Genomic DNA, 13,043 nt, shown 5'->3' on the forward strand with positions numbered 1-13,043 from the left:
GTTGCGCCGAATACGCAAAGGGCCCCCGGTACCGTCATGTCCACATACCCCTCAAGACCGTTGAACCGCCGAGGATTTCTCGCCCTGGGCAGCGGTGCGCTGCTGACGCTCGCGGGCTGCGCCTCCTCCGACGAGCCGGATTCCACGACGCTCGGCGCGCTCCCGACCGTGTCACCCGACAAGAACACCGCCCTCCGCGTCGGCGTGAGCACGACGCAGGCTCAGCTGGTTGCCGAGCCGTCGCTCGGCCCGCTGCCGTTCTCCGCCACATGGGTCCGGCTCAATGGCGGGCCGGAGACCATTCAAGGATTCCGTGCGGGGGCGGTCGATCTGGCCGGCAACGCCGGAATGCCGCCGATCCAGGCGCATGACATCGGCGTCGACGCCAAGATCGTCGCCATCTCGCACAACACGGCGGTCAACTACATCCCGACCACCCGGCCGGGCAGCGGCATCAGGACGGCGAAGGACGTCGTCGGCAAGAAGATCGCCTTCTCCCAAGGGCAGGCGCAGGGCGTCACGATCCTGAAATGGCTGAAGGAGAACGGAATCTCCTACAAGGACGTGACCCTGGTGCCCCTGCCGAGCGCCCAGTTCCTGACCGCTCTTCAGGGCAAGCAGGTCGACCTCGCCCCGCTGACCGAGCCGTCGCTGACGAAATATCTGAAGCAGTACGAAAGGGATGGCGCGCGGACTCTGCCCACCGAGGTCCAGGACCTGCTGAGCCTGCTGTGGGCGCCCACGTCGGTGCTCGCCGACGACCGTAAGGCGGCCGCGATCCAGGCGTTCATCCCCATCTGGGTCAAGGGCAACAACTGGTCCTGGGAGAACCCCGAGAAATGGATCGATTCCTACTACGTCAAGGACCAGGGCGTCACCAAGGACGACGGCGAACGGATCGTCAAGTCACGTAAGAAGCCGCTGTATCCGACGGACTGGGACTCCTCCATCGCCTGGGAGCAGTCGATCGCCGATCTCATGTCCGGCGCGGGCTTCGTCAGGAAATTCGACGTCAGCGTGCTGTTCGACCGACGGTTCGAGCACATCGCCGCGCAGGCCGCACCCGCCGAGTACCGCGGGCAGGTCTGAGATGGGCGAGTACCTCTGGTACATCCCGAACACGGTCGAGCCCGGCCATCGCGGCGACGACACCCTCGACGGCTGGGACACGCTCGACCACTCGACGGAGCTGGCGCGGGCGGTGGAGCACCACGGCTGGGCGGGGGCCCTGCTGGGCACCGGCTGGGGGCGACCGGACACCTTCACCGTCGCGGCGTGCCTCGCCGCCCGCACGACGACGTTCAAGCCGCTCATCGCGATTCGGCCCGGCTATTGGCATCCCGCGAACTTCGCGTCGGCCTCGGCCACGCTCGACCGGCTCAGCCAGGGACGGGTCCTGGTCAACATCGTCAGCGGACTGGACGACGCCGCGTCGTACGGCGACGGCGAATTCGACCAGTCGCGCCGCTACGAGCGCACGCTCGAGTTCCTGCAGCTGGTCCGCCGTCTGTGGAACGAGGAGCAGGTGACGTTCCACGGAGACCACTACCGGGTGGACGAATCCAGGGTCCGGCCGCGTCCTTGGGGCGCCGAACAGGGACTCCATCCCCGGCTGTACTTCGGCGGCGCGAGCGCGGCCGCCGAGCGGGTCGCAGCGCAGGAGGCCGACGTCCAGCTGTTCTGGGGTGAGCCGCTGGACGGCATCGCCGGGCGGATCGACCGGCTGCGTGCGCTCTCCGAGACGGTCGGACGCAGACACCGGCCGCTGGAGTTCGGGCTGCGCATCACGACCCTCGTCCGGGACACCACGGAGGAGGCGTGGCGTGCGGCGGAGGAGAAGGTCGCCCACATGGCGCAGCAGGGCCCACGTGCCCAGGAAGCGTTCCGGCGCCATACGGCGGTCGGCCAGCAGCGCCTCCTCGACCTGGCGGCACGGGGCGACGTCCTGGACAGCTGCCTCTACACGGCGCCGGGCCGCTACGGGGGCGGCGGTGCCGGTACGACGTGGCTGGTCGGCTCCGCGCAGGAGGTCGCCGACGCGCTGCGGAGGTACCGGGCGCTGGGCGTGACCCATTTCGTGCTGTCGGACACGCCGTACAAGCAGGAGATCGCCCGGGTCGGCGACGAGCTGCTCCCCTTGCTGAAGGAGCCCGACCGAACCGATGCGGCATCGCCTGCCGGAAGAACCCAGCGGCTGCCGGCCGCGCACCCGACGGAGGCTCCCGTATGACCGCAGTGCTGCACGACACGACATCCCTGCGCGCCGTGTACGGCGCGTTCCCCACCGGCGTCACGGCGATCGCCGCCCTGATCGACGGAACGCCGGTCGGGCTGGCGGCCAGCTCGTTCACGACGGTGTCACTCGCGCCGCCGCTCGTCTCCGTATGCGTGGCGCACACCTCCAGTACCTGGCCGGTGCTGCGCCGCGCCGAGCGCCTGGGCATCAGCGTGCTCGGCGCGGAACACGGGCCGCTCTGCCGGCGGCTCGCCGGTCCGAGTGACGAGCGATTCGCCGGGGCCGCGTGGCAGGCCACACCGGACGGCGCGGTACTGCTGCACGGTGCCGGCGCCTGGCTCGAGTGCTCGGTCGACAACGAGGTCCGCGCCGGGGACCACGACATCGCCGTGCTCCGCGTCCACGACCTGCGCCTCGACGACTCAGTGGATCCCCTCGTCTTCCATTCCAGCACGTTCCGCTCGCTCGCCCCTCGATCCCGGGAGCCCCGATGAACCTTGACATCGCCCGTACGGGCGGAGGCACGGCCACCGTCACCGGCGGCCCGCAGAAGGCCCCTCCGGCCTCCGCACCGCCGCCGGGGCCGGCCCCGGAAGCCGGCGGTCTGGTCCCGGCACTCCAGCGACGCCTCGGGCGCGGCAAGTCGATCCCGTTCGGCCGGCTCCTCGGCCCGCTGCTGATCATCGCCACCTGGTGGGCGGCTTCGGCAGCCGGTTGGCTGGACCCGCGAAAGCTGTCGTCCCCCACATCGGTCCTGTACTCCGCCCAGGACCTGTGGACCAGTGGGCGATTGCAGGACAGCGTGCAGACTTCGCTGAGCCGCGCACTCCTCGGCCTGCTCATCGGGGTCGCGGCGGGCGTCGTGCTGGCACTCGCGTCCGGGCTTTCTCGCATCGGTGACGCGTTCGTGGACGGCACACTGCAGGTCAAGCGGTCGATCCCCAACCTCGCTCTGCTTCCCCTGCTGATTCTGTGGCTCGGGATCGGCGAGACGATGAAGGTCGTCGTCATCGCGCTCGGTGTGCTGGTGAGCGTCTACATCAACACGCACGCTGCGCTGGTCTCCATCGACGCGCGCTATGTGGAACTCGCCGAGGCACAGGGGCTCTCCCGCTGGCAGTTCCTGCGCAAGGTCGTGCTGCCCGCCGCTCTGCCCGGCTTCTTCACCGGCCTGCGGCTGGCCGTGACCGCGGCCTGGCTCGGCCTGATCGTGGTCGAGCAGATCAACGCCACGTCGGGAATCGGCTACATGATGTTCCAGGCCCAGCAGTACGCGCAGTCCGGGATCATCCTCGTCGGCCTGGTGCTGTACGGCACCTTCGGGTTCGCCTCCGACGCCCTCGTCCGCCTGGTGGAAGGGAGGGTGCTGTCGTGGCGTCGAACCATCACCGCCTGAGCGGCGCCCCGGTGGCCGAGGCCGTGGATTCCGCCGCCGTCCGCATCACCGACCTGACCCGGTCCTTCGGGGACCGCCGAGTGCTCGACCACATCGACTTGACGATCGCCCGCGGCGAGTTCACGGCGCTGCTGGGACGCAGTGGATCGGGCAAGAGCACGCTGCTGCGCGCGGTCGCCGGTCTCGACCACGGCACGGTCGGCTCGGGGGAGATCCTCGTGCCGGAGCGGGTCTCGCTGGTGTTCCAGGACTCCCGGCTGCTGCCGTGGTCGAAGATCCTCGACAACGTCGTCCTCGGTCTGCCCGGGAAGGACGCCCGAGGGCGCGGACGCGCCGCCCTTGACGAAGTCAGCCTGGCCAAGCGGGAATCCGCCTGGCCGCACGAACTGTCCGGCGGCGAGCAGCAGCGGGCCGCCCTGGCCCGGTCACTGGTCAGCGAACCGGAGCTGTTGCTCGCCGACGAACCCTTCGGCTCCCTGGACGCGCTGACCCGTATCCGTATGCACCGGCTGTTGCGCCGCCTGTACGAAACGCACCGGCCCGCCGTGCTGCTCGTGACCCACGACGTGGACGAGGCGGTGATCCTCGCCGACCGGGTGCTCGTCCTCGACGACGGCGACTTCGTCCAGGACCTGCGCATCGACCTGCCTGCCGAACGCGACCCCGGCGACCCCGGATTCCAGCACTACCGCACCACCCTGCTGGGCGCCCTGGGCGTCCTGCCCGCCCACCGCACGAAGGAACAGTCATGAGCAAGCGAGCCGGAGAACTCCATCTCAACGCCTTCCTGATGGGTGTCGGCCACCACGAGGCCGCCTGGCGGCTGCCGGAGTCGGACCCGTATGCCAGCTGGGACGTCGCGCACTACCAGAACCTGGCCCGCATCGCCGAGCGGGGCAAGCTCGACTCGCTGTTCCTCGCCGACAGTCCGGGCCAGCACGGCGACCCGGCACGCAGGCCGGCCGGACGGCTCGAGCCGACGGTGCTGCTGACGGCCCTCGCCGGGGCGACCGAGCGCATCGGCCTGATCGCGACCGCCTCGACGTCCTACAACGAGCCGTACAACCTGGCCCGCCGGTTCGCTTCCCTCGACCATGTGTCCGGCGGACGGGCCGGGTGGAACGTCGTCACGACCGCCGGCGCGGACGCGGCCCGCAACTTCGGCCTGGACGACGCGCCCCTGCACAAGGAGCGGTACGAACGCGCCGACGAGTTCCTCGAAGTCTCCACCAGGCTCTGGGACAGCTGGGCCGACGACGCGATCGTGGCCGACAAGAGCGCCGGCGTCCACGCCGACACCGCGAAGGTCCGCAGGATCAACCATGTCGGGCGGTTCTTCCGCGTCGACGGACCGCTGAACGTCCCCCGCTCACCGCAGGGCCACCCCCTGCTGGTGCAGGCCGGTTCTTCCCAGAACGGCAAGGCCTTCGCCGCTCGGTGGGCGGAGGCGGTGTTCACCGCGCAGCAGACTCTCCAGGAGGCCCAGGCTTTCTACGCCGACCTGAAGCGGCGGGCCGCGGCCCACGGACGCGATCCGCACGGAATCAAGATCCTGCCCGGCATCGTGCCGGTCATCGGCGACACCGAGGCCGAGGCGGCGGACCTGGACCGGGAACTCGACCGGCTGATCAGCCCCGAGTTCGCCAAGCGTCAACTCGCCCAGCAGTTCAAGCTCGATCCGGACGCCCTCGACCTGGACGGCACACTGCCCGAGAAGCTGCCGTCCGAGGACGAGATCGAGGGTTCCAAGAGCCGGTACACCCTCATCGTGGACCTGGCCCGGCGAGAGAAGCTGACGGTGCGACAGCTCATCGGCCGGCTCGGCGGCGGTCGCGGGCACCGGACGTTCGCCGGCACGCCGGTCCAGGTGGCCGACGCGATCGAGGAGTGGTTCGACAACGGCGCCGCCGACGGGTTCAACATCATGCCGCCGGTCCTGCCGTCCGGACTCGAGGTGTTCGTCGACAAGGTCGTGCCGATCCTTCAGGAACGCGGGAGGTTCCGCACCGACTACACCGGTACCACCCTGCGCGAGCACTACGGACTGCCCCGCCCCGCGGATTCGTTCACGACCTCACCGGCCGTCGGAGAGTCCGCGTGACGGTCACCCCCTGTAGGGCCGCGGACCGTACGTCCCAGGCGGCCCCCGGACCGGGCGCGCCGGGATGGGCACGTCGGCTGACCCGGTACTGCCTGGCATACCGCGCCGACCTGGCCTGGGCGTACGGCGCCGCGCTGGTCGCCGCGGTCGCCACGGCCGTACTGCCGCTCGTCCTGCGCCATGTCGTGGACGGGGTGGAGGCATCGGCGGCGCCTCTGACCCCATGGGTCGTGCTGCTGCTCGGCATCGGAGCGCTGCGGTTCGGGGCGAGCTTCCTACGGCGGTACTGCTCCGGACGGGTGTCCCTCGGCGTGCAGTACGACCTGCGCAACGACGCCTTCGCCACGCTGCTGCGCCTCGGCGGCAACCAGCAGGACGCTCTGCACACGGGGCAGGTCGTCAGCCGCGCCATCTCCGATGTGACGCTCATTCAGATGCTGTTGCAGTTCCTGCCGAACATGTTCGGCAACGCACTGATGTTCACCATGTCGGTGGTGCTGATGGCGTCACTGTCACTGCTGCTGACCCTCGTCGCCCTCGTCGTGGGGCCGGTGCTCTGGCTGATCGCGTTCCGCAGCCGCCGTGACCTGTTCCCTGCCCACTGGCATGCGCAGCAGGAGGCGGCAGAGGTCGCGTCGACCGTGGAGGCGGCGGTCGCGGGCGTCCGCGTCGTCAAGGGGTTCGGGCAGGAGCAGCGCGAACTGGACGCGTTGGAGCGGCGGTCGCGCAGCCTGTTCTCCTCGCGGGTCCGCATCGCCCGGCTGACCAGCAAGTACAACCCGGCGCTTCAGGCCGTCCCGGCACTCGGGCAGGTCGCCGTGCTCGCACTGGGCGGCTGGCTGGCGCTGCACGGCAGGATCTCCCTCGGCACATTCGTGGCGTTCACCGCGTACCTCGGTTCGTTCGTGACGCCCGTGCGCCAAGTGGCCATGCTGCTCACCGTGTGGCAGCAGGCGCGCGCCGGAGTGGAACGGGTGCTCGACATCGTCGACGCATCCTCCGACATCACCGACGCACCGGACGCCGTCGACGTGCCGGACGGGCCGCCGGCCCTTGAGTGGGACGGCGTGGTGTTCGGCCGCGCCCGGACGGCCGGCCCGCTCCTGGACGGGTTCACCCTGCGGGTCGAACCGGGGGAGACACTGGCGCTGGTCGGTGCGGCCGGGTCGGGCAAGTCCACGGCGGCGTCGTTGCTGCCGCGGTTCCACGACCCGGCCGCCGGGACGGTCCGGGTCGGCGACACCGACGTACGCGAGCTGCGGCTGGCCGATCTGCGGGCCCGGATCGGCTTCGTGTTCGAGGAGCCGCATCTGTTGTCCGACACCGTGGGGGCGAACATCGCCTACGGTCGCCCGGACGCCCTGTACGCGGAGATCCGTCACGCGGCGCGGCTGGCCCAGGCGGACGGATTCATCACCGCGCTGCCGGACGGCTACGACACCGTGATCGGCGAGCAGGGCCTCACGCTCTCCGGCGGGCAGCGCCAGCGGATCGCGCTGGCCCGGGCGATCCTGCACGACCCCGCCGTACTGGTGCTCGACGACGCCACCTCCGCGATCGACGCCCAGGTCGAGGCGGCCATCCACACCGGGCTGCGGCAACTGGCCCGGCAGCGCACGACGTTGATCATCGCCCACCGGGCGTCGACGCTGGAGCTGGCCGACCGGGTCGCCGTACTCGACCGCGGCCGGGTCGTCGACATCGGAACGGCCGCGGAGCTCCAGACGCGCAGTCCGCTCTACCGGTCGCTGCTCTCCCCCGACGAGCAACCCGGCGAACTCGGCGTGGACGAGGCGTCCGCAGCGGAGGCCCCGCGCCCGCGCGGCGTGACCGAAGAGCTCTGGCGCGGCGGCCCGGACACACCCACGACCGGCCGGGACGTCGGCGTGCGGGTCGCCGCCGCCTACGCGCAGGCCGCCGCGACGTCCGGGCCGGGCCGGACGGGGCACGGGGCGGGTCTGCTCGGCGGCGCCCCGCCGAGCGAGGAACTCCAGGACCGGCTGGCCGCGTTGCCGCTCGTGGACACCGACCCGAAGGTCACGCCCGAGCAGGCACGTGCCTGGGACCCGGACTTCGGGCTGCGGCCGCTGGTACGCCCGTTCCGTCTGCCGCTGCTCGCCGGTCTCGCGCTCGTCGGTGCCGACGCGCTCGCGCAGATCGCCGTCCCGGTACTCGTCCGGCACGGGGTCGACAGCGGCGTCACCCGGTCCGCGCCGGCGGCGCTGCTGCTGATCGCCGCCGTCGCGGCGGCGGTGGTGCTGCTCGGCTGGCTGGTCAACGTCGCCCAGGTGCGGGTGACCGGCCGCACGGGTGAGCGCCTGCTCCACACCCTGCGGGTGCGCACGTACGCCCAGTTGCAGCGGCTCGGCCTCGACTACTACGAGCGCGAGCCGGCCGGCCGGATCATGACCCGGATGACCACGGACGTGGACGCGCTGTCGGCGTTCCTGCAGACCGGTCTGGTGACCTTCGTGGTCTCCGCGCTGACGATCCTCGGTGTGCTCGTCGCCCTGCTCGTGATCGACGCAGGGCTCGCCGTCACCCTGCTCCTCGTCCTGCCGGTCCTGGCCGCCGCCACGGCACTGTTCCGCTCACGGTCGTTGCCCGCGTACCTCGAAGCGCGGGAGCGGGTCAGCGCGGTCAACGCGTACCTCCAGGAGAACGTCACCCTGATCCGGGTCACCCAGGCGTTCGGCCGTCAGGCGCACAACGCACGGGACTTCGCCGAGCTGGCCCGGGCGTTCCGGGACGCCCGGCTGCGGGCCCAGCGGTTGATGGCGACGTTCTTCCCGTTCGTCGAGTTCCTGAGCACGGCCGCGACCGCGGCCGTGCTGGTGATCGGCGCCGGGCAAGTGCGCGACGGCCGACTCACCGCCGGAACCCTGATCGCGTTCTTGCTCTACGTCGAGCTGTTCTTCTCGCCGATCCAGCAGCTGTCCCAGGCGTTCGACGGCTACCAGCAGGCGGTCGTGGGACTCGGCAGGCTGCGCACCCTGATGCGCGAACCGGTCGGCACGCCCATCGCCGCGCGCCCCCTGCCCGTGCGTGAGCTGCGCGGCGAGATCGAGTTCGACCGGGTGTCCTTCGCCTACCGGGACGGCGAACGCGAGGTGCTCCACGAGGCGACCCTGCGCGTCGCCGCCGGGCAGACGGTGGCTCTCGTCGGTACGACCGGCGCGGGCAAGTCGACGATCGTCAAACTCGTCGCCCGTTTCCACGACCCGACGACCGGGACCGTACGGGTCGACGGCACCGACCTGCGCGCACTGGATCCAGCCGGATACCGGCGTCGGCTGGGAGTCGTCCCGCAGGAGACGCACCTGCTGGGCGGGACGGTGCGGGACGCGATCGCGTACGGCCGCCCCGACGCCACCGACGCGGAGGTGGAGGCCGCGGCGCGCGCGGTCGGCGCGCACGAGATGGTGGCCGGGCTGCCGTCCGGCTATCTGACCGAGGTCGGAGAACGCGGCCGAGGCCTCTCCGCGGGCCAGCGGCAACTGCTCGCGCTGGCGCGGGCCGAACTCGTCGACCCTGACATCCTGCTGCTGGACGAGGCCACCGCGTCTCTCGACCTTGCCAGTGAACGCCGGGTGGCTGCCGCGACGGCCGCGCTCACCCGGCGGCGCACCACGCTCGTCGTGGCGCACCGGCTCACCACCGCCGCCCGCGCAGACCAGGTGATCGTCCTGCGGGACGGCAAGGTCGCGGAGGTCGGCACCCATCAGGAACTGCTCGCGGCACACGGCCCGTACCGCCGGCTGTGGGACGCGTTCCGCGCCGCCGGCACCGCAGCGAGCATCGACCGACTCGCCGAATCCGGGGCAGCGCCCGGACGGCTGTCCATTCCCACGGAAGGAACGTCATGACCATCCCGTACCGGCCCTTCGGCCGCACAGGCGTGCAGGTGAGCGCGCTCGCACTCGGCGCGATGAACTTCGGCGCCCGGGGCAACCCGAGCCACGAAGACGGGGTGCGCATCATCCACCGTGCCCTCGGCGCCGGGATCAACATCATCGACACGGCGGACGTGTACTCGCAGGGCGAGTCGGAGGAGATCGTCGGCGAGGCCCTCGCGGGCCGCCGGGACGACGTCTTCCTGGCCACCAAGTTCCACGGCCGCATGGGGGAGGACGTCAACCGGTTCGGCAACTCGCGACGGTGGATCTTCCGCGCGGTCGAGGACAGCCTTCGGCGGCTGCGGACCGACCACATCGACCTCTACCAAGTGCACCGTCCGGAGGAGGACACGGATTTCGACGAGACCCTCGGTGCGCTCTCCGACCTCGTCCACCAGGGCAAGATCCGCTACCTCGGCACCTCCACGTTCCCGCCGTCCCGGATCGTCGAAGGGCAGTGGACCGCGGAGAAGCGGGGCCGCGAGCGGGTGGTGTCCGAGCAGCCGCCCTACTCGATCCTGGCCCGCGGCGTGGAGGCCGAGGCGCTCCCGGTGGCGCAGCGGTACGGACTGGCGGTGATCCCGTGGAGCCCGCTCGCCGGCGGCTGGCTGACGGGGCGTTACCGAGCCGGCCGGCCGCAGCCGGAGTCCAGCCGAGCGGCCCGCCAGCCGGGCCGCTTCGACGTCGACAGCACGGAGAACGCGGCCAAACTGGAGGCCGTCGAGGCGCTGGCCGTCCTGGCCGAGCAGGCCGGGATCACCCTGATCGAGCTCGCCCTCGGCTTCGTGCTCTCCCACCCGGCGGTCACCGCGCCGATCATCGGCCCGCGCACGCTGTCCCAGCTGGAGGAGCAGCTCGGGGCGGCGGACAGCCCGCTGCCGTCGGACGTGCTGGACGAGATCGACAAGATCGTCCCGCCGGGCGCCACTCTCTCGGCGCGGGACGCGGGGTACGTGCCGCCGGGCCTGCACGACACGACAGCACGACGGCGGGCCGGTCGCTGACCGGCGGCCATGGCCCACGCGAGCTCCAGCGCGTGCAGGAGGACCAGACTCGTGCCGGCGGTCGACGCGGTCGCCGCCTACGCCGGGGCGTGGATCGGCCGTGCGGCACTCGACGCCACCCTGCGCGGCCACCTTGCGCGCCCACGACGGCCGCCGGGTGGTTCCCCCGCACTCCCGGCCCGTGCACTCGACCGCTTCGGCCCCGTCACCGGGCTCCCGGCGGCCCTTCAGCTGCGTCCCGACCGGGCCGGGCTGCTCGCCTCCTCGGCGCCCGACGTCGCCGAGGCTCCGCGGCAGGAGACCCGGTCGCGGCCGGCATCCTCGACCGCGCCGCCGAGGAAATCGCGGACACGGCGGCCGCGACGACTGCGACGGCCGGCCTCGACGCACCCCTGATCGCCCTCACCGGCCGTCTGTACCACCTGGACGGCCTGCGCGGGGCCGTGTCGAACGGCTGTCGTCCCGCATCCCCGCCGTCCGTCTCCACACCTCCGAGGGCGACTCCCTCCTCGGAGCGCTCCGGCCGGCCGCCGCGGCCACCGGCCACGAGCCGCCATGGCCACCCGCGACGAGCTGCCGTGGCCCGCCGGGCCGCCACTGCTCCAAGTCATTCAGTGGCGCGCCGGGGGCCGCGCCGGAGGCTTGACCCTCACCCGCGGGTCAGGGGTTAGCGTCACCGGACCCCGCCCCCGCACCGACTCCGGAGACCCGTATGACGGCCACAGACCTGCCCGACTCCACCCTGGAGGTCCGACTCGCCTCGGTTCCCGAAGGCCTTCCCGAACCCGGGCACTTCACCCTGTCCCGGACCCCGCTGGCCGCACCCGCACCCAGCCAGGTACTGGTGCGCAACCGGCACTTCCTGGTCTTCCCCGGCCTGCGAACGCTCATCGGCGGCCGGACGAAGGGCCTTCCGTTGTCGTCCCTGGCCCCCGGGGACGCCCTCTTCGGCCCGGCCATCGGCGAGGTGGTCGCCGCGCCGGGGAACGGGCCGCTGAAGCCCGGCGACACCGTCGTGCACCTGGCCGGCTGGCGCGACCACGCGCTGCTGCCCGCCGCCGAAGCCGTTCCCGCAGGCGACGCCCTGCCCACGCCGGTCGCACACCTGGCCCAGGGAGCTGCCCCGTACGGAGCGCTGACCCGGTCGGCCAGGGTCCGCCCCGGCGACACCGTCCTCGTCACGGGGGCGGCCGGCGCCGTAGGCACCCTCGCCGGGCAGATCGCCCGCCTACTGGGCGCCACCACGGTGATCGGCACCACCCGTTCGCCGCACAAGGCCGACCGGCTCGTACGGGAGCTGGGCTACGACCGCGTCCTGCTGGCGGGTCCCGGACAGCGGCCGTTCGCCGAGCAGTTGGCGGAGGCGGCCCCCGACGGTCTGGACGTGGTCCTGGACACGGTCGGCGGGGGAGCAACTGACCGCCGCGCTGGACGCCGCCCGCCCCGGGGCCCGGGTGGCCCTGGTCGGCGCGCTGGCCGGACAGATGTCCGCGCACACGGCCGGCGACAGGTCGCCCGCCGAGATCGACACCTTCGGCCTGGTGGTCCGGGGGATCACCCTGACCGGGTACTCCGGAGCCGACCACCCCGGTGTGGAGGAGGAGTGGACCCGCCGCTTCGGCGCCTGGCTGCGCTCCGGCGAGATCCGCTTCCCGTACACGGAGATCGAGGGAATGCACGCGGCCCGCGCCGCGTTGCCCGAACTGATCAGCCGGCCGCCATTTCGGCGCGGTGGTCGTACGGTTGTAGCGGAGGCCAGGCACGTGAGGGGGCACGGGGGAGTGCGGATCGGTGACGCGGCTGCGGCTGCGGGAACGACGCCGAGGGCGCTGCGCCTGTACGAGGAGCGCGGCCTGCTGCCGCCCGCCGAGCGCACTCCGTCCGGCCAGCGCCGGTACGGGGACGCCGACGTGGCGCTGGTCCGCGTCATCCGCGACCTGCTCGCCCTCGGCCTCACCATCGAGGATCTGCGCTCGCGTGCGGACCGGCTGCCCCTGCTGGCCCGGGAACCGGCCCCCGCTTGCGGCTCGGCCGAGGCGACCGGCAGCGGCCTCGCGCCGGTCGTCGACCGGCGCATCGCCGCCCTGGACGCCGAGATCGCCCGCCTGGCCCGTCGCCGCGACGAACTGGCCCGGCGGACCCGGCAGGCGCCCTGATCCGCGTCGGACGGAATACGCGCGGGACCGCGAGGCCTACGTTGCTCTGCCCTCCGACGGCCCCGCCGCAGACCCGGGACGGGAGCCGTCACACGCTGTGAATGCCACGTGCATGGCCATCAGGCCGATGCTCGCCGAGTGATCGACAAGACACCCCCTAGTCTTCTGAGTCAGGAATTCTGTTCAGATGTATAGGCTTGCCCTATGGCACGTACGGGGCGGCCGAAGGCCGAGTTGATCCTGTCGGATAAGGA

Annotated in this window: 9 protein-coding genes and 1 pseudogene; all 10 read left to right on the plus strand. The window is 72.0% G+C overall.

Going from position 1 to position 13,043, the window contains the following annotated elements; translation table 11 throughout:
• The first annotated feature begins 36 nt into the window (after positions 1-36).
• The 10 genes and pseudogenes from OO54_RS36600 to OO54_RS36645 all read left to right on the plus strand — a co-directional run bounded on the left by OO54_RS36600 (position 37) and on the right by OO54_RS36645 (position 12,789).
• Positions 37-1,089, plus strand: coding sequence for an ABC transporter substrate-binding protein (locus OO54_RS36600; protein WP_033211296.1), 1,053 nt, complete (start codon positions 37-39; stop codon positions 1,087-1,089).
• Between the two features lies 1 nt (position 1,090).
• Positions 1,091-2,230, plus strand: a complete 1,140-nt coding sequence (locus OO54_RS36605) for an LLM class flavin-dependent oxidoreductase (RefSeq protein WP_078905543.1) — start codon at positions 1,091-1,093, stop codon at positions 2,228-2,230.
• Entirely contained in the window at positions 2,227-2,730 is a 504-nt protein-coding gene (locus OO54_RS36610) for a flavin reductase family protein (protein ID WP_033211297.1), read from the plus strand. The genes OO54_RS36605 and OO54_RS36610 overlap by 4 nt, the downstream gene beginning before the upstream one ends.
• Positions 2,727-3,632: an ABC transporter permease gene (locus tag OO54_RS36615; protein WP_033211298.1), complete on the plus strand. Its 906-nt coding sequence runs from the start codon at positions 2,727-2,729 to the stop codon at positions 3,630-3,632. The genes OO54_RS36610 and OO54_RS36615 overlap by 4 nt, the downstream gene beginning before the upstream one ends.
• A complete protein-coding gene (locus OO54_RS36620) occupies positions 3,608-4,384 on the plus strand; it encodes an ABC transporter ATP-binding protein (protein WP_033211299.1) in 777 nt (258 codons plus the stop codon). Before OO54_RS36615 ends, OO54_RS36620 begins: the two co-directional genes overlap by 25 nt.
• The gene (locus OO54_RS36625) at positions 4,381-5,733 is read left to right on the plus strand and encodes an LLM class flavin-dependent oxidoreductase (RefSeq protein ID WP_033211300.1); all 1,353 of its coding nucleotides are present in this window, start codon (positions 4,381-4,383) and stop codon (positions 5,731-5,733) included. Before OO54_RS36620 ends, OO54_RS36625 begins: the two co-directional genes overlap by 4 nt.
• Entirely contained in the window at positions 5,730-9,599 is a 3,870-nt protein-coding gene (locus OO54_RS36630; RefSeq protein WP_051787679.1) for an ABC transporter ATP-binding protein, read from the plus strand. The genes OO54_RS36625 and OO54_RS36630 overlap by 4 nt, the downstream gene beginning before the upstream one ends.
• Positions 9,596-10,633 carry an aldo/keto reductase gene (locus OO54_RS36635; RefSeq protein ID WP_033211301.1) on the plus strand — a complete coding sequence of 346 codons (1,038 nt, stop codon included), beginning with the start codon at positions 9,596-9,598 and terminating at the stop codon, positions 10,631-10,633. Before OO54_RS36630 ends, OO54_RS36635 begins: the two co-directional genes overlap by 4 nt.
• A 712-nt stretch (positions 10,634-11,345) precedes the next feature.
• Positions 11,346-12,382, plus strand: a pseudogene (locus OO54_RS44420) (MDR family NADP-dependent oxidoreductase).
• Positions 12,383-12,414: 32 nt separating this feature from the next.
• Positions 12,415-12,789, plus strand: coding sequence for a MerR family transcriptional regulator (locus OO54_RS36645; protein ID WP_033211307.1), 375 nt, complete (start codon positions 12,415-12,417; stop codon positions 12,787-12,789).
• Positions 12,790-13,043 lie beyond the last annotated feature (254 nt).

It is taken from the genome of Streptomyces wedmorensis (assembly GCF_000716445.1).
Taxonomy (GTDB): Bacteria; Actinomycetota; Actinomycetes; order Streptomycetales; family Streptomycetaceae; genus Streptomyces; species Streptomyces wedmorensis.

What these genes read in the sequence shown, in the direction of transcription:
- OO54_RS36600 (WP_033211296.1), top strand. Translation starts at nt 37, where the DNA reads ATGTCCACATACCCCTCAAGACCGTTGAACCGCCGAGGATTTCTCGCC.
- OO54_RS36605 (WP_078905543.1), top strand. Translation starts at nt 1,091, where the DNA reads ATGGGCGAGTACCTCTGGTACATCCCGAACACGGTCGAGCCCGGCCAT.
- OO54_RS36610 (WP_033211297.1), top strand. Translation starts at nt 2,227, where the DNA reads ATGACCGCAGTGCTGCACGACACGACATCCCTGCGCGCCGTGTACGGC.
- OO54_RS36615 (WP_033211298.1), top strand. Translation starts at nt 2,727, where the DNA reads ATGAACCTTGACATCGCCCGTACGGGCGGAGGCACGGCCACCGTCACC.
- OO54_RS36625 (WP_033211300.1), top strand. Translation starts at nt 4,381, where the DNA reads ATGAGCAAGCGAGCCGGAGAACTCCATCTCAACGCCTTCCTGATGGGT.
- OO54_RS36635 (WP_033211301.1), top strand. Translation starts at nt 9,596, where the DNA reads ATGACCATCCCGTACCGGCCCTTCGGCCGCACAGGCGTGCAGGTGAGC.